Source organism: Caballeronia sp. BCC1704, from assembly GCF_902833455.1.
Lineage (GTDB): Bacteria > Pseudomonadota > Gammaproteobacteria > Burkholderiales > Burkholderiaceae > Caballeronia.
The window spans coordinates 118,881-135,756 of sequence record NZ_CADFFT010000003.1 but is presented as its reverse complement, the minus strand read 5'-3'; the positions used below and the strand labels follow the sequence as shown (position 1 = coordinate 135,756).

The 16,876-nt window shown below is 62.4% G+C and carries 16 protein-coding genes and 1 pseudogene; 5 read left to right on the top strand and 12 right to left on the bottom strand.

Annotated elements, in window-relative coordinates; all coding sequences use genetic code 11:
- Window positions 1–54: 54 nt before the first annotated feature.
- Window positions 55–1,299, bottom strand: coding sequence for a DUF1479 domain-containing protein (locus tag HWX53_RS16340; RefSeq protein ID WP_175942706.1), 1,245 nt, complete (start codon window positions 1,297–1,299; stop codon window positions 55–57).
- A 94-nt stretch (window positions 1,300–1,393) separates the two neighbouring features.
- Between HWX53_RS16340 and HWX53_RS16335 the strand changes: the two genes are divergently transcribed.
- Window positions 1,394–2,377 carry a helix-turn-helix domain-containing protein gene (locus HWX53_RS16335; protein ID WP_175942705.1) on the top strand — a complete coding sequence of 328 codons (984 nt, stop codon included), beginning with the start codon at window positions 1,394–1,396 and terminating at the stop codon, window positions 2,375–2,377.
- Here the strand turns inward: HWX53_RS16335 and HWX53_RS16330 are convergent.
- Window positions 2,374–3,369, bottom strand: coding sequence for a LysR family transcriptional regulator (locus HWX53_RS16330; protein ID WP_175942703.1), 996 nt, complete (start codon window positions 3,367–3,369; stop codon window positions 2,374–2,376). The genes HWX53_RS16335 and HWX53_RS16330 overlap by 4 nt on opposite strands.
- 157 nt (window positions 3,370–3,526) lie before the next feature.
- Here HWX53_RS16330 and HWX53_RS16325 point away from each other — a divergent pair, with 157 nt between their 5' ends.
- From HWX53_RS16325 to HWX53_RS16315, 3 genes are all read left to right on the top strand, one after another.
- Window positions 3,527–5,629: an FUSC family protein gene (locus HWX53_RS16325; protein WP_244140151.1), complete on the top strand. Its 2,103-nt coding sequence runs from the start codon at window positions 3,527–3,529 to the stop codon at window positions 5,627–5,629.
- 127 nt (window positions 5,630–5,756) lie between these two features.
- On the top strand, window positions 5,757–5,951 hold the full coding sequence (locus HWX53_RS16320; protein ID WP_175942701.1) for a hypothetical protein: 195 nt from the start codon (window positions 5,757–5,759) through the stop codon (window positions 5,949–5,951).
- A 232-nt stretch (window positions 5,952–6,183) separates the two neighbouring features.
- Window positions 6,184–7,707 carry a succinate CoA transferase gene (locus tag HWX53_RS16315; protein WP_175942699.1) on the top strand — a complete coding sequence of 508 codons (1,524 nt, stop codon included), beginning with the start codon at window positions 6,184–6,186 and terminating at the stop codon, window positions 7,705–7,707.
- A gap of 145 nt (window positions 7,708–7,852) precedes the next feature.
- Here the strand turns inward: HWX53_RS16315 and HWX53_RS16310 are convergent, their stop codons facing one another.
- The 8 genes from HWX53_RS16310 to HWX53_RS16275 form a co-directional block, all read right to left on the bottom strand.
- On the bottom strand, window positions 7,853–8,758 hold the full coding sequence (locus HWX53_RS16310; RefSeq protein WP_175942697.1) for a LysR family transcriptional regulator: 906 nt from the start codon (window positions 8,756–8,758) through the stop codon (window positions 7,853–7,855).
- 93 nt (window positions 8,759–8,851) lie between these two features.
- Window positions 8,852–9,289, bottom strand: coding sequence for a type II 3-dehydroquinate dehydratase (aroQ, locus tag HWX53_RS16305; RefSeq protein ID WP_175942695.1), 438 nt, complete (start codon window positions 9,287–9,289; stop codon window positions 8,852–8,854).
- Window positions 9,290–9,298: 9 nt separating this feature from the next.
- Window positions 9,299–10,363 (bottom strand): Gfo/Idh/MocA family oxidoreductase, encoded by a 1,065-nt coding sequence (locus HWX53_RS16300; RefSeq protein ID WP_175942693.1) that lies wholly within the window; start codon window positions 10,361–10,363, stop codon window positions 9,299–9,301.
- Window positions 10,364–10,439: 76 nt separating this feature from the next.
- Complete coding sequence (gene aroE / locus HWX53_RS16295) at window positions 10,440–11,273, bottom strand: shikimate dehydrogenase (protein ID WP_175942691.1); 834 nt, start codon at window positions 11,271–11,273, stop codon at window positions 10,440–10,442.
- On the bottom strand, window positions 11,270–12,493 hold the full coding sequence (locus tag HWX53_RS16290; RefSeq protein WP_175942689.1) for a CoA transferase: 1,224 nt from the start codon (window positions 12,491–12,493) through the stop codon (window positions 11,270–11,272). The genes aroE and HWX53_RS16290 overlap by 4 nt, the downstream gene beginning before the upstream one ends.
- The gene (locus tag HWX53_RS16285) at window positions 12,493–12,954 is read right to left on the bottom strand and encodes a MaoC family dehydratase (protein WP_175942687.1); all 462 of its coding nucleotides are present in this window, start codon (window positions 12,952–12,954) and stop codon (window positions 12,493–12,495) included. The genes HWX53_RS16290 and HWX53_RS16285 overlap by 1 nt, the downstream gene beginning before the upstream one ends.
- A 2-nt stretch (window positions 12,955–12,956) precedes the next feature.
- A complete protein-coding gene (locus HWX53_RS16280; RefSeq protein ID WP_175942685.1) occupies window positions 12,957–13,349 on the bottom strand; it encodes a VOC family protein in 393 nt (130 codons plus the stop codon).
- Window positions 13,346–14,296, bottom strand: a complete 951-nt coding sequence (locus HWX53_RS16275) for a ketopantoate reductase family protein (protein WP_175942684.1) — start codon at window positions 14,294–14,296, stop codon at window positions 13,346–13,348. Before HWX53_RS16275 ends, HWX53_RS16280 begins: the two co-directional genes overlap by 4 nt.
- A gap of 649 nt (window positions 14,297–14,945) precedes the next feature.
- Here HWX53_RS16275 and HWX53_RS27685 point away from each other — a divergent pair.
- Window positions 14,946–15,147 (top strand): annotated as a pseudogene (locus tag HWX53_RS27685) (IclR family transcriptional regulator); the annotation flags it as partial.
- Between the two features lie 32 nt (window positions 15,148–15,179).
- Here the strand turns inward: HWX53_RS27685 and HWX53_RS16265 are convergent.
- Both HWX53_RS16265 and HWX53_RS16260 read right to left on the bottom strand, forming a co-directional pair.
- Complete coding sequence (locus tag HWX53_RS16265) at window positions 15,180–15,815, bottom strand: DAK2 domain-containing protein (protein WP_175942681.1); 636 nt, start codon at window positions 15,813–15,815, stop codon at window positions 15,180–15,182.
- A 13-nt stretch (window positions 15,816–15,828) separates the two neighbouring features.
- Window positions 15,829–16,839 (bottom strand): dihydroxyacetone kinase subunit DhaK, encoded by a 1,011-nt coding sequence (locus tag HWX53_RS16260; protein WP_175942679.1) that lies wholly within the window; start codon window positions 16,837–16,839, stop codon window positions 15,829–15,831.
- Between the last annotated feature and the right edge of the window lie 37 nt (window positions 16,840–16,876).

Genomic DNA, 16,876 nt, shown 5'->3' with positions numbered 1-16,876 from the left:
ATCGAGCGACGCATGCGCGATCAGAGAGACCGCGCATGCATGCCGGTACTACAGCTACAGATTGAAACCGAGTTGGGCCTTGCCGAGTGGAGTCAAATCATCCGCCGTCGCGCGGCCGATAAAGTCGACTTCGAAATGATCCGTCGGAAAGTCAGGCGGGCTTTCGCCTTTCAGGAAGCTCGGCAACTGACGCTTCAGATACGCGTCGTTTTTGGCGCACGACGGCGCCGAGGCGATGTACATCACATTGCTATAGCCCGCGCCCCGATGCTCGTCTTCGACGGCATGAATCACGTCGCTGTGCCAGAACACGGTGTCGCCCGCTTCCATCTTGGGAATGGACGACAACGCCTCGAACAGCGGCGCATGAAACTCCGGCTTGATCGAAAGCGCGCGACCGGGCATCGCGCCGCACAGGTCATCATCGGCGACATCGTCCTGAAGCGCGCGCAACAGGATGTACACCATCGAGTTGGCAATGGGCACGAGTTGCAGCGTGCCGTCGCCCGGGCCTTGCGGCGTCAGCGCCGTCCAGCCCTGGAACGTGCGGAACATCGAACAAACGGCGGGCGACGCGATCTCCTGCACATCCGTGCGGAAAGCGGCGTCGAAGGCATCGTACTCGCGCCAATTGCCGGAGAACACGTGGCGATACACCTTGCGAAAATTGCTTTCGATCCAGCGCTCGACCGAGCCGCCGTCGCAATGCGCCGACAAGCCCAGCGATGCCGAACCCGGCGGCCGCCGGCGCAGACGGTCCGCATAGACGGGCACATGTTCCGGATCAAAGTGAACGCGTCCGTCGCTTTCGTTTCGCCAGAGCTTGTTGAGGAAGACGCGCGCCGCGGTCAGCGATTCCGACTGACGGGCCAGCACTTGCGGCTTCGACCAGTACACGCCGTAGATCTGCGGCTTGCTCGAGGCCAGCTGACCGAAGTACTTGTCCTCGGCGCGGTTTTCGAGGCGCTTGTCGAGATCATTCCGCTCGACGTATTGCGCGATATCGTCATCCCATTGCTGCACCTGCGCGCGCGGGAAAACGCTACGTATCACACATGCGCCACGCGATTTGACGAGCGCGATCTGTTCGGCCGTCACGCGCTGTTCGATGATGTCGGAGTATTGAATCTCCGGAATGACGTTTTCTCCGCAATCGCGCTGCGCTGCGATTCGCTTTGCCGCTGCGCCGATCGATTCTTCGACTTCCGCGAAGACCTCCCGGTAGTTCGGCAACGCCGCGCGAAGCTCCTTTTTGGCCTGCCGGATTGCGGCCGGCACGTCGTCGATTATGAGCGCCATGCTTGTCCCCTTGTGGTTCATCGTGGCGACAAGCATATGACGCGTGCCCGCAACCGGGTGATACTATCCAGTCGATTCATTTGCGCTTTCGGCCATGAAACCTGCATACGAGCATGTCCAGTTCGGCGAAGATAGTTCGGTCCGGGTTTACCATCGGCGGCTTCCGCGTATTCCGTTCGAGTGGCATCACCATCCCGAGTACGAGTTGACCCTGACGATGAATAGTCATGGCAAGCGCTACATCGGGGACGCGGTCAACGACTACGGCGCGGAAGATCTCGTCCTCGTCCCGCCAGATCTGCCGCATACGTGGGCGTCCAATCGCTCTATCGAGCCGTCTTCGCCGCAAGTGGCCATCGTTATCTGGTTCGACGGCGACTGGGCGCGGCGCATGGCGGATTGCTGCCGCGAATACGAGCCGCTGCGCAGGCTCTTGCGCAGGGCCGCGTGCGGACTAGCGTTCGAGCCGCCCGCCGGTGAATGGATGCGCGGCCGTCTGGACGCGTTGCTTTCGAACGTGGCGCGCGAACGGCTGAGCGCGGCGCTCGACATTCTCTGCACGCTCGCCGACGCGCCCGGCCGGCCGCTCGCTTCACCGAGCGCCTTCGATCAGGCGACGACAGGTCCGTCCGGCCATGAACCGGAGCGCATCAACCGCGTGCTGTCGATGATCGATGCGCGTTTCGCGGAACCGCTGCGGCTGTCGGAACTCTGCGCAGCGGCCAGTTTGTCCGAGCGCACGCTCACGCGGTACTTCGTGCAGCATATTGGCGAGAGCGTCGGACGGTATATCACGCGTGTTCGCATCGGGCACGCGTGCCGCATGCTCGCCGACACGTCGCTGCCCGTGGCCGTCATTGCTGCGCGCTCGGGCTTTGCGAACGTGGCCAATTTCAATCGCCAGTTCAAGGCCGCGAGGCACACGACACCGGCCGACTATCGTCGGCAGTTCGCGGCAGCGGCGCCTGCTCTCAACGACGATGCGGCGTTGCTGACCGTGCGCTCGCCTTCGCTCGAACGCGAGCGCAGGTCATCCGGCGAGAGAAAGCGGCGAAGCGAGCGCGACCGAAGCGCCTAGTGTCTCACCTGCGCGGCGTGCTCTTGAGTCATCGGCAGCGCGACGCCGCCTGACGCATCGCGTTGCATGATCTCGGCAAGCGCGGCTTCATCGCGGGCGATCACGCCAGGAAGATGGGCACGCAGGAAGTCGACCCAGGTGCGCGTCTTTGCATCGATGAATTTGCGCGACGCATAGAGCGCATAGAGATTCGTGGACTGAAGGGTATGCTGCGGCAGCACGCGCACGAGCGAACCGTTGCGCAAGCCGTCGATTGCGGCATAGAGCGGCAGCATGCCGATGCCCATGCCCTCGCGAATCGCCACCACGAGCGACTCCGCGATGTTCACCTGCACCGGCCCGCTGATCTGCAAGGTCTCGCGGCCTTGCGGACCTTCGAGCGTCCATTCGCGCGCGGGAAATGCCGGCGTCTGCAAGGTGAGGCAATCGTGGTCCGCGAGGTCGGCGGGCTGCATCGGCGCGCCGCGCGCGCGAATGTACTCGGGCGACGCGCACAGAATGCTGAACGTGCTGCCGAGCCGATGTGAAATCACTTCGGAATCGGATAACGCGGCTGCGGAGACGACCGCGACGTCGCTACTGCCTTCGAAGAGATCGGGCATGCGCTGGGACAGCGTCAATTCGACCTTCACGTCCGGATACAACGCGCGGTATTGCGCGATGGCGGGAAGAATATAGTGCTGCCCTACGCTCGCGAAGCTGAACATGCGTAGCGTGCCCGACGGGTGCTCGTGCGCGCAGCTCGCTTCTTCTTCCGCCCCGTCGATGTCCGCGAGAATCTGCACGACGCGCTTTAGATAACGCTCGCCTGCCGATGTGAGCGCAAGACGCCGCGTCGAGCGATTCATCAAGCGCGTGCGCAAATGCGCTTCGAGTTCCGATACGGCGCGCGACATGGCGCCGGTCGTCGAGTTCATCGACTGAGCAGCGGCGGTGAAGCTGCCGGTCTGGATCACGCGGGCGAATACCCGCATGTTCTGTAGGGTGTCCATCAAAACGTCACAATTGCCAGAAGGTCACTATTGTCCGCTGAATAGTTAGACCTATTGTTATTGTTTCTGGAAAGAATGTTCCCTGATTCCCTCATTAATCGACTGACGCGCGCTGTCTAGAATCGCTGCCTTCACGAAGAACGCAGCGGGCAACAGCATGTCGTTCATGGATCGGCCGGGCGAGCGCACCCCCTTCGCGCGAGACTTATTCGACGGCTTGCGCGACTGGCTGGCAACGGATGGCGCGCTGTGGCTGCATCTGTCCAAGACACTCATTGCGGCGTTTATCGCAATGGGTCTCGCCATGCGTCTCGAGTTGCCACAACCGCGCATTGCGATGACGACGACCTTCGTCCTGATGCAGCCATTCTCGGGCATGGTGCTCGCCAAGAGCGTCTATCGCTTCGCGGGCACGCTGCTCGGCATCGTCGCCGCGCTCGTGCTTGGCGCCATATGCGTGCAGCAAGCGGAGTTATATGCCATCGGCTTGACGATATGGGTGGCGACCTGCACCGCGCTGGCGGTGCGATATCGGCAGTATCGCTGGTACGGCTGGGCGCTGGCGGGCTATACGGCGGCGCTCATCGGCGCGCCGCTTGTCACGGCGCCCGGTCAGCTTCTGCTCGCGACGCTCACGCGAGGCGCGGAAGTCATGCTCGGCATCGTGTGCTCGGGCGTCGTCAGTGCGTTGCTGCTGCCGCGGCATGCAAGCGCCAAGCTCACCGCGACGCTCGCGCAACGCGAGGCCGCGTTCAGGGCGCTCGCTGCGGACATACTGCGCGGCCGTTTCAAGCGGAGCGCGCGCGAGCGCCATTACGCCGGAATGGTCGCGGATATCGTCGGCTTCGAAGCAACCCGGCGTCTCGCGGCGTATGAGAATCCCGCGTTGCGTCCTCAACGCATGCTGCTCTCGCAATTGAATAACGCGTTCATGAATGCGTGCGCGCGGCTTCATGCGCTCGACCAGTCGATCAAGCGGCTGCGCGCCGATATGGCGTGCCCCGCGCTCGCGGCCTGCCTGAGTGAGTTTGCAGATCTGCTCGATTCAACCGATTGCGACCGGCACGCTTTGATACGCTTTAGAACGTCGCTATCGGCGCGCCTGCCGGATGCATCGCAAATCGACGTCGTCACATGCGCGGAACTCCTCGAAAGATTGATCGGCGACATGGACCGCATAGCGCAATTGCGCGCGGCACTGTCCGCCGGTCACCGCGATGACATGCCGCTCGCGCACTACGTCGCGAAGACGGACGGCTTCGTGGTCGCCACGACATTCGCCCGCACGGCGATGGTGATGGCGGCCGTCGCGGCCTTCTGGATCGCCACTGCATGGCCGAGCGGCGGGCTCGCGCTGATCGGCGCGACGCTGGCTTGCGGACTGTCGTCGGCATCGGCGCGACCGGCGCGGTTCGTGGCGGAGATGGCTGTGGGAACGGCGGGCGCCATGATCATCGGATATATCTTCTTGTGCCGCGTCTATCCCGCGATTGATGGCTTCCCGCTGCTTTGCGCGATGCTTTCGCCACCGCTCGCGTTGGGCACTTTCATTGCGATGCGTCGGCCGACAGCGGGCTACGGCGTGGGGTTCTGCGTCTTCTTCTGCCTGCTTGCCGCGCCCGATAACGTCATCGTCTATGACCCGGCCACGCTCTTGAACAACGGCATTGCCATTCTTGTCTCCATGCTCGTCACGTCGGCGGCATGCGCCATTCTCGTGCCGCCTCATACGCCGTGGCTCGTCGGCAAGACGCTTGCCGCATTGCGTGCGCAAGCCGCGCTCGCCTGCGAAGGCCCTCTGGCTTCGCTGAGCGAACGCTTTCATTCAGGCACGCATGATCTGATGTCTCAACTGTTGGCGCTTTCCGCTCAGTCTTCGCGAGGACATCGTCGCGCACTGGCGTGGATGCTCGTCACGCTCGAAGTAGGACAGGCGATGATCGATCTGCGCACGCTGAAAGCAGCGCTCGACGTCAATGCGATTCCACCGCCCATTCGTCTCACATGGGCATCATCTGTGGCGCTGATGCTTCGTGACGTCGCCATGCTCTTTCGCATGCCCTCCAGTGCGTCGCTTCGGCGCGCGATCAACTCGGTCGTGCGCTCAATCTTCGCCGCGGAAGCGCTCGTCGAATGCGCGAAAGCGTCGAGCGTCAATGGCGGCGAATGCATGCGCGACCTGCGCCGCATTCTGGCGTGCCTGCATTTCATACGCGGCGCGCTGATCGATCCGGATGCGCCTTTTGGCGCTTCTCGCTGAACCGATCTTTCCTCGGCATGGAAATGTGCCTTCCGTGCGCGACGATTTATCGCCCGAAGCTGGCTGCCTATAGTGTTTTCATTGCCGAGGCAATTCACGCCGGCGGTAACTCAACAAGGAGAGTTCGATGAAGTCGCTTAAGTTCGTAGTCGCTGCAATCATGGTATCGGGCGCATCGCTCGCGATGGCACAAACGTCCGCGCCTGCTGCTGACAGTAACGCCAATCAGTCGTCGATTCAGTCGACGAGCCAACCGTCGAATCAGTCGCAATCGTGCGTTGGTCCGGCCAGCTATTGCACGGTCTTCTTCGGCGGCAGTTGAAGCGCGACGGCGCTGGAATTAGACAAAGCGCAAAGGAAGCGCATTTCACATGGCCGTGCGGCGTTGCACGGCAATCAAAGCGTCAGTCAATACCTATAATCCCGGCGTCGCTCGCAAGTCTCTGTCAGCCGATACGCAGGTCACCCGAACAAGATTCGCGCCGACAGCAGTGATCGGTCACGATGAAGGCGCATGCGAGCGCGTGAATCAGGCAGTGTTGGTGGAGATACCGATGTTCGAAGACCGCATTCGTTGTGCCGCGCTACGCGGAAAGATCACATCCGCAGCTGACGCAGCGCAGCTCGTGCGCAATGGCATGCGCGTGGGCGCAAGCGGCTTTACCCGCGCTGGCGATGCGAAAGCGGTACCCCTCGAAATAGCGCGCCGCGCGCGCGAGGAACGCGATCCGCTGCGCATCACACTCATGACCGGCGCGTCGCTCGGCAACGACATCGACCGCATTCTCACGGAAGCGGGCGCGCTGGAGCGTCGCTTGCCGTTTCAGGTCGATGCCACGTTGCGTCGCGCCATCAATCGCGGCGACGTCATGTTCGTCGATCAGCATCTCTCGGAGACCGTCGAGCTATTGCGCGACCAGCGCCTCGGCGCACTCGATATCGCGATCATCGAAGCGGTTGCGATCACTGAGTCGGGTGGCATCGTTCCGAGCACATCCGTCGGCAATTCAGCGACATTCGCGACGCTTGCGCAGAAGGTCATCGTGGAGATCAATCTCGCGCAGCCTTTGACGCTTGAAGGCTTGCACGATAACTGGTCGCCCGCGCCGCGCCCGTCGCGCGCGCAGCTGCCGCTCGTTAGCCCAAGCGATCGTATCGGTGGCACTTGCATCGACGTTCCCATCGAAAAGATTGCGGCCATCGTCATCACGAATCAGCCTGACAGTCCTTCGACGGTGCTGCCCGCCGATGAAGAAACCGCGATGATCGCCGGTCATCTCATCGAGTTCTTCCAGCATGAAGTGTCGCGCGGCCGTCTGCCGAAGACTTTGCCGCCGTTGCAGGCGGGCATCGGCACCATCGCGAACGCGGTGCTGTCGGGGTTCGCCGCGTCGCCCTTTGAAGCACTCACGCTCTATTCCGAGGTGCTGCAAGACTCGGCTTTCGATCTCTTCGATGCGGGCAAGCTCGCCTTCGCGTCCGGCGCGTCCATAACGCTGTCGGCCAAACGCCAGGAACAGGTCCTGCGCAATCTTGACCGTTATCGCGACCGGCTCGTGCTGCGCCCGCAAGAAGTGAGCAATCATCCCGAAGTCATTCGCCGGCTCGGACTCATCGCGATCAACACGGCGCTCGAAGCCGATATCTACGGCAACGTGAATTCGACGCATGTGGGCGGCACGCACATGATGAACGGCATCGGCGGATCGGGCGACTTCGCGCGCAATGCATCATATGCAGTCTTCGCGACAAAATCGATTGCGAAGGACGGCTGCATTTCGAGCATCGTTCCGATGGTGCCGCATTGCGATCACAACGAACACGATGTGGACGTGATCGTCACCGAGCGCGGACTCGCGAACCTGACCGGCCTTGCGCCTCGTGAACGTGCGCTGACGGTCATCGAGAAGTGCGCGCACCCGCTGTATCAGGATATGCTGCGCGACTATTATCGCGACGCACAAGCACGCGGTGGCCACACGCCGCATTGTCTGGAGAAGGCTTTCGCGCTGCATGAACGCTTTGCAAGAACTGGCTCGATGCTGCAAGACGCCGGCACGCTTCTGCGGGGCGACTAGAAATAGGTACGATGATCGCCGTCGCGTGGCAGTGGCAAACGCTCAGCAGCCCGCCCCATTCTCGAACGGATCCATTCTTCGAAGGTTTACCGCGAGTAGATCGCTGCAAATCATAGAATGCGCGTACGCTGGTACAGACCAGCGACTAGCTTTTATCGAGAAAGAGATCAGCCACGATAGAGCGAAGCCACCGGTTCCCTGCCTCATGGTGATACTTCGCATGCCAGTGCTGTCGCACTGCGAACTGGTCGACCGGTAGAGGGCACGAATGTGCCGCGATGCCATTGACTCGGGCGAGTGTCTCGCCAATGTTCCTCGGCAACGTGGCGATCAAATCCGTCGATGCGATGATCGATCCCAGCCCGAGCATGCCCGGAAGCTCGAGCACAACGTCCCGTTCGATGTTCTCGCGCAATAAGGCTTGTTCGAGCTGCTGAGCTCCCGTGCCGCCTGCGATGACCACATGCCCCTCGCTACGGTACTGCTTCAGCGTCAGCCTGCTGCGCACCCGCGCGTGAGTTCGATTGACCAGGCAGACCCAATCCTGCATGTACAGCTGTTGCTGATACATCCCGCCGCCGAGCCAAGGAACATGCCCGATCGCAAGATCGGCTTCACCGGACTCGAGTGCCCTTTCGGTGTTCCCATCAATCCGGGCGGCTTCCAGCCGAATACCCGGCGCTTCCTCGCGCACGCGTGCCAGGATTCGCGGCAGAAGGGTGATATGACTCGCGTCCGTCATGCAGATGCGAAAACGGCGCTTGGCGGTGCTTGGGTCGAACGAAATTTCCCATGCGGCAAAGCGTCGAAGCGATTCGAGTATCTCTCGGCACGGACCGATGAGCGCGTCGGCTTGAGGCGTCGGCGTCATGCCGCCCGGCGTGCGAACAAAGAGCGGGTCTTGCAGATACTCACGCAGACGCCCCAGCCAGATGCTGATGGTCGGCTGGCTTTGGCCGAGTTGCTCCGCTGCCCGCGTGACGCTACGCACGTCATACAGCAGGTCGAAAAGCTGAAGCAGTTTGAGATCAGGAAGTTCGGATGGGCTCACGGCGTATTGTCGAGCGCAATGACGCCATTGTAGCCATTGCATTGCGCCTTGCCGATACCTCGCCGTGAACGCGGCGCGTCATGCCCGCGAAGATCAAGCAGCCGCCGACACCACCGCGCGGAGCCCGAGCGAATAGCTGTCGATGCCGAAGCCGCAGATCTGCCCTTTCACGATTTCGGCGAACACCGAGTGATGGCGAAACGCTTCCCGCGCATGGATGTTCGACATGTGAATCTCGACGACAGGCACGGTCAGTATCGCGAGCGCGTCTCGTATGCCGTAGCTGGAGTGCGTCCATGCACCCGCATTGATCAGCACGCCGTCGACGTGATCGGTGAACGCCTTGTGGATTCGCTCGCACATGTCACCTTCGTTGTTGGTCTGATAACTCTCGACCGTAACGCCCAGTTCTTTGGCCAGCGCGTGAAGCTGCGCATCGATGTCAGCGAGCGTGGCCGTTCCGTACTGAACGGGATCGCGCTTGCCGAACATGTTGTGATTCACGCCATGCAGCATCAGAAACGTCTTCATGGTTTTGCCCTAGTTTTTAGCAGCCGCGACGGACGTCTCCACAACACATCCCGTCCTGGCGGCCGTCACGATCGCATCGGTGATTCGAAGGTTCTGCAAGCCGTCGCGCGCGGTGACGAGAGGACTCGCTTCGCCTCGTATGACTCGCCCGAAGTGCTCCATCTGATGCTTGAGCGGATCGTCGCGCGTCACGTCGGCGACGCTCACATCGAACGGCTTCCACCACGAGCGATCCTCCGCTTTCGCGTAGGTCTTGAGCCGCATGGTCGGAATCGACAACGATCCGAAGGTGCCTGCGATCGCATAGCAATCTTCATCCGAGCACGACGAATACGCTTTGTTTTCCTGCGAGGTCTGTTCCCAGCTTCGGGCGCTCGCCGCTGTATCCGATAACAAAAACGTGCCCAGTGCGCCGCTCGCGAAACGCAAGATGATGGCAGCGGTATCTTCGACCTCGAACCCCCGCGTCGCATTCGATGAGAACGCCTGCACGGCCACGATGTCGCCGCAGAGCATGCGAAGATTGTGGATCTCGTGAATCAGATTCAGCAAGATCGGGCCGCCACCCGGCGCCTTGCGCCACGGCGCGTCCGTGAAATAGCCGTCGGGCTTGAAGAATAACGCGCTGCCCATCACGGCAACGAGCGGACCGAGCGTCCCCTTTTCGATGATCTCCTTGGCCCGCTTCATGATCGGGCTGTGCGCGCGGTGATGCCCGATGAGCACTGACGCGTCGTAGCGGTCGGCGGCGGCAACGAGTGCTTCGGCTTCGTCGATGGTCGAAGCAATCGGCTTCTCCAGCAGCATCGGCAAGCCGGCTTGCATGCACAGCAGCGCATGCGGAACGTGCAATTGATTCGGCGTGGCAAGCACGACGCCATCGGGGCGGTCCGTCGAGATAAGCTCGTCGAGCGACCGGTAGTGCGGAACGCCCGCAGTGGCCGCGACCTCGCCCGCGGCTGCCGAGGGATCGACGACCGCCGACAGCACGCACGAAGTACTTTCCCGAATCACGCGAATGTGTTCGAGACCGATGTAACCGGCACCGGCAACGGCGATGCGTGTTTTCTCCATGTCACTCTCCGTGGGTTTCGGGGCCGGCGTGTATCGCCCGCATCCTTGCGAATATATGCCAAGCCCCTAAAAAGCATCACGTAAGCGGAACAGTCAAACGATCGATGACAGCGCGCGTCTGCGGGCGAACGCCACGCCACCACGCAAAGGCCTCGGCCGCTTGCTCGATCAGCATGCCGACGCCGTCGGCGACGCTTCGAACGCCGGCATCACGGGCGAGGCGCAGGAACGGTGTGAGTCCCTTGCCGTAGGCCAGTTCATAGGCGCCTCCGGTCGGACTGAAGACGCTCGACGGCACGGGCGGCAGTTGCCCGGTGAGACTCGCCGACGTCGCATTGACGACCAGATCGAACTGGCCCATCGATCCGAGCGCGTGATACCCGCACGCGCGCAGTAAGTCGCGTGCCATGACCTGATCCACCAGCCCCTCTGCTTTCTCCACGTCCCTGTTGGCAACGACGATTTCGCCCGGCCTTGCGGCGATAAACGGCAGCAATGCGCCGCGCACTGCGCCGCCGGCTCCGAGAATCAGTACTCGTTTGCCCGCCATCGGCTGATGCAGATTCTCTTCGATATCCCTCACCAAGCCGACGCCATCGAAGTTCTCGGCGATGATGCGTCCGTCCTCGAACTTCATTGCGTTGATCGCGCCCGCAAGCGTGGCCCGTTCGCTACGTTCGTCTGACATGGCGAACGCCTGTAGCTTGAAGGGTGCGGTCACGTTCATGCCCTTGCCGCCCGCAGCGATGAACTCCCTCACCGTATCGACGAAGGCGTGCTCGGGTTCAAGAGGACCTTCGATAGCGACGTACGTCATATCCTGCCCGGTCTCTTGCGCGAACAGACCGTGGATAAGCGGAGACTTGGTGTGTCCGATCGGGTTGCCGATCACCGCGTACCGGTCGCTCATTGCGCGCTCCGTTTTGAGAACAACACGCCGTCGGTTTGCATGGCGTCGATTTCGGCCGCGCTGAAGCCGAGCGATTGCGCCACTTCCTCGTTGTGTTGCCCGAGGTCGGGTCCCACTTCGGTGATCGACGTATCGCAATCGGAGAAACGGAACGGCAGATTCGGCAGACGCAGTTTGCCAAGACGCGGGTGCTCCTGTTCCACCACCATGCCTCGCGCGACGATCTGCGGATCGGCCACGACTTCATCGATACGCTGGACCTTCGCGCATGGAACGTCGACGCTGTCGAGCAAGGCCAACACGTCGGCAACAGGCCGGGATGCGACCCAGGGCTTCACGACAGCAAGGATCGCTTCGCGATTTGCGTTGCGTCCGTTCAGGCTGTGAAAGCGCGTATCCGTGCCGAATCCCTCGGGGCCGCCATGACGTTCGACGAGCGCGGCGAACCGCTTCCACGAATCATCGACTTGGGCGGCAATCACGAGGTCGCCATCCGCTGCACGGAACACGCCGTACAACGTCGAGGTCGGCATATCGTGGCCAGTCTGTTCGGGAACGATGCCCTGCATGGTGTAACACTGCACCGCATACTCGTGCATCGAAAACAGCGTGTCGTACAGCGCCATGTCGATATGCTGACCGCGTCCGCTCTTTACACGACCGAGCAGCGCCGCGTTGATCGCGGCGACCGCGTGGATGCCTGTGTACATGTCGCCGAGCGAGATGCGCATGAGCGGCGGCGGCTCGCCCGGATTGCCGATCATCTGCATGATGCCGCTCTTGGCTTCCGCGATGAGACCGAAGCCTGCGCGATGCGCGTCCGGCCCGGTGTGCCCATATGCGGAGATCGAGCAATAGACGAGGCCCGGATTGCGCGCTGACAGCGCAGCGTAGCCGAGACCGAGCTTGTCGAGCGCACCCGGCCGATAGTTCTCGATGAACACGTCGGCCGAATCGCAAAGACGCTCCATGAACGCCTTGCCGCGCGGGTCCTTCATGTTGACGCTCACGCCGCGCTTGCCCATGTTGAGCTGCAGGAAATAGGCGCTTTGCTGATCGTCCAGAACTGTGGCGTGCTGACGTCCTGCGTCGCCGCTACCGGGACGCTCCACCTTGATGACTTCGGCGCCGAGCGCGGCAAGACATCGGCCAACATACGGGCCAGCGAGAAAATGGCTGTAATCGACGACGCGGATACCTTCCAACGGACGGGCTTGCATCAGTTCGCTCCCGGGCGGCGCGGAATCATCAGGCGATGCTCCCCGCGCTGGACGACCTGACCGTCCTGATTGATCAGTTCCGAAGGCAACACGACGATGCCCCATTGCGGCTTGCTCTTGCTTGCGCGCATCGAGCCGACGCGGAACTTGACATGCAGGACGTCGTCGACCTTGATCGGCAACAGGAAGTCCCACGTCCAGCCGAGCGACATGCCCGGCAGGAACCGATAGTCACTCTGCGTCTTCAGGCCATCCGCTATCGACAAGCCGAAGAGCCCATGCGCCACGATCGAACCGAAGTGGCTCGCATTGGCGTGGTCTTCATCGACATGCACGGGCGTATGGTCGCCCGTGAGATCGGCGTAAGCCAGAATGCGCTCTTTCGTGACGGTGTACGTCGGGCTCACGCATTCGTCGCCTTCGCGCGCGTCGTCCCAGTACTTCTCAGTGATGGTGCTCATGGTCACGCCTCCGCGCGTGGATTGATCGACAGCGCCTGCGCGACGCACGCTACCGGTTTGGCCTGAATGAGTTCGACAGCGAGTCCGTCCGGAAGGCGTAGCCAGTTGCGGCCTTGCGGCATCTCGCTGACACCGAACGCTTGCGCCGCTTGCAGTGCGGCATCGAGGTCTTCGCACATCACGCCGAGATGCGCGAGCCGGCCCTCCGGGCCTTCATAGCGAGGCTTGCTGATGAATTGCAGACCGCCGAGCGTCCAGTATTGACGCGGCTCGTCGACGGTGCCGTCCACTTCGCGCATGGTCATGCCGAGCACCTGCTCGAAGAACCGTATATGCCAGTGAATGTCCTTCACCCAGATCGCGACATGTTCGAGATAGGCTTTCGGCGCGCTCATGCAGCGGCTCCTTCCTTTTGCCGGTCCTTCATCGCGCGCTCGATGCCTTTGATGCAAGCGACCAGCGTCGAGTTGACGGGCGTGGGCACGCCGAGGCGCTCGCCCCAACGCACCACTGCTCCGTTGATAAAGTCGATCTCCGTGACCGATGACTTCTCCAGGCTTTGCAGCATCGAGGTCTTGAATGTGGGCGACAGGCCCTCTGCTGCCATCTTCCAGGCGTCCTCGGCACTCGCAATCGAAAGCGTAACGCCTGCGGCTTTCGCCGTAGCCATCGCTTCTGCGATGGCTGCAAGCGATGTGGCCTTGAGAACAGGCTCGTCGTACAGCTGTCCGTAGGTGAGTCCGGTGATGCCGGTGATGGCGCCTGTGGCGACGTTGATCAGCAGCTTGTCCCACATCGTGCCGAGGATATTGTCGCTGACCGTGGTCGTCAGACCGGCGCCATTGAACGCGTCCGCGATCGCCTTCGCGCGGCTCGTGATCTGTCCGTCGAGCTCTCCGATGATCGTGAGTTTTCCGGTGACGCCGGACTGGATATGGCCCGGCGCGCGCAGCACGCCGCCAACGTAAGTCTTGCCGGCAAGCACGCGCTCGCGTCCGACGATCTCGCTCAGCACGTCTTCGTGACCGAGGCCGTTTTGCAGCGATAGCACGACCGTTCCAGACCCGACGAGATCGAGCGCGCCGCGCATCGCCGAATCGGTGTGGAACGACTTGACCAGCACGATCACCAGGTCGACGGCGCCGACTTCGGCTGGATCGATCGTCGCGCGGACCTTGACGCGGCGGGTGCCGCGCTCGTCGTCGACTTGCAGGCCGTCGCGCGACATGGCTTCGACGTGTTCCGCGAAACGATCGACGAGCCAGGTCTCGTGGCCCCCTTCGGTGAGCGCGGAGCCGATTGCACAACCGAGTGCGCCCGCCCCGAGAAAAGCGATCTTCATTGGCGTCTCCTTGATATGGAGATGAAGATACGGCTGTGCGGTTATATTGGCAATTCAATGGCCGTAATGGCGCTATTGCGATTCCCAATGTAGCCGATGGTTGTCACACGCGGGCTGTACGGACGAATGCGCGTCGTCGCATCGACGCGGACACGAGGCCGGTGACCGTCAGTGTCGCGCGGTTCTCGCTTCGGGAGCGTTGCGCTCGCGCGCTGCGCGTCACTCTGGTTGCTCGAACGTCGGTCCGCGTCGCAAGCGGATGGGCCCGTGACTGATCGCATCCGGATGCAACGTTTCGCTTCCTTGCGTGACGATAATGCGCCCATCTCGCGCGAGCGCTGAGGCGACTTGCCTCACCAAAGGCATGAGCGCGCGCCATGCGTCTTCATCGGCAGCTAAAGCGCGCGCAACGTCTGACGGGCAAATCGAGGACGTTGCGGCGCGCTGGCCAAGCAGTTGGAGCACGCAATTTTCGATGTCGGATGTCGATACGCTCATCTCTGTCACTGAGTATGGAAAGACAAGCAGCGCCGCAACGATCGAGCGCACCAGAAACACCAACGCAATACGGAATTAGGCTGCTTGCCGGCGAAATGCTCGGTCAACACTCGACTCAATTGCAAAGAGTCAGATACCTGTGAGATGTATCAATGGCGCTCGTATCGACTTTCAGGCATTCATGCGCGATGTAAAGCTCGCGCGCGACTTGGGTTACTGCTGCACCGAGGGACTCTCGAACGCGTTTCGCCTATGCATGGCCGCGCCCGTTCGCGATCGACACGACGCCGGACCGCCGGCAGGCCATGCTCGACGACCTTCTACAATCGGCGCGCGCGCTCTCTCACAGATAGCGTTAAGGCGCGCGGGACGCACGCCCCCGCGCTCACGCCGGCGCGCCCGGATCGACCGCCCTGCGCAACGCTTCAAGAAACCGCACATAGGCCGTCGCGCCGGGGTCGGGATGGCCGATGCTCCGTTCCTGCACCCACGCCGCGCGGCCCTTCTGCGACTGCATCTTCGCCGTTTCCACGACGCGTTCGCTCGCCGTGGCGATCATCGCGTCGAGCGTTTCGGCCGCGCTTCCCTGCGATGCCTCCAGCACGTCGAGGCTCGGCGCCAGCGCATCGAGCACGGTCTTGTCGCCGATCTTGCTCTTGCCGCGCTCGGTAATGCGTGATGCCACCGCGCGCCCGATGGCGAGCGCCTCGTCGCGTCCCAATGCGTCCTTGCCCTGCACGGTCTTCGCGGCGGCAAGCAGGCCGCCGCCCACCAACGCCGCGAATGTCGACGGATTGGCCGTCGAAAACGCCTTCCCTGCGGCGAGCAGCACGTCGCCGAGCGTGGCCTCGTCCGGCAGCGCGCCGATTGCCTTGACAACCGCTTCCGACCCCGCGCGCACGGTGATGCCGAGATCGCCGTCGCCGAGCGCGGCATCGAGGTCGCGTAGCTCGTCGGCATGAGACGGAAGCTCACTCAATGCGTGGGACAACAGATCCCGCATTTGTCTCGTCGTAATCATTTAGGTTTCCCGATTATGTGCGCGTGCCTTCGCGAAAGAACGGCGAATGCGCCGGTGCGGCGAGCAGCGCTTCGAGTTCATCGTCGAGCAGCATGACGGTGATCGATGCCCCCGCCATTTCCAGACTCGTCACGTATTCGCCAACGTACGACCACGCGATCGACAGGCCATCGCCCTCGGCGATCTTCGACGCGCGCCGATACAGCAGATACAGTTCTTCGAGCGGCGTCGCGCCCAGACCGTTGACGAGCAGCGCGAGCCGCGAGCCCTTCGGTGCCGCGAGATCGTCGAGAATCTGGCGCATCAGATTCTCTGCGATGGCATCGGCCGACTGCAGCGCGCCGCGATGCGTTCCGGGTTCGCCGTGGATGCCGATGCCGATCTCCATCTCGCCATCCGGCAGCGTGAAGGTGGGCTTGCCAGCCGCGGGCAGAATGGTCGGCGAAAGCCCGACGCCCATGGTGCGGCAGTTCGCATTGGCCTTCGCGCAGATGCGGGCCACTTCTTCCAGCGAGTCGCCGCGTTCGGCCGCCGCGCCCGCGCACTTGAACGCGAACACCATGCCCGCGACGCCGCGCCTGTCGGACGCGCGCTCCTTCGGCGCCGATGCGACGTCATCGGTCAGCACGACGGTCTTCACTTCGATCCCTTCGGCATCCGCGAGGTCCGAGGCGAGATCGAAGTTGAGCACGTCGCCGCCATAATTGCCGTACACGTAAAGCACGCCCGCGCCACCATTCACGCCTTTGGTGGCCTCCAGAATCTGTTCCGACGATGGCGACGAAAACACGTTGCCCACCGCCACGCCGCCGCACAAGCCTTCGCCCACGTAGCCGAGAAATCCCGGCATGTGGCCCGATCCGCCGCCGGTCACGATGCCCACGCGGCCTTCGCGGGGCGCATCGGCGCGAACGAGCGCGCGCTTGTCCGCGTTCGCCGCCTTGATCCATCTCGGATGCGCAAGCAAGAGGGCGTCGATGATCTCGTCGACGAAGGTTTCCGGGTTGTTGATGATCTTCTTCATCTTCGCGTGTCTCCTTGGTTTGCCTGTCGATGTCCTG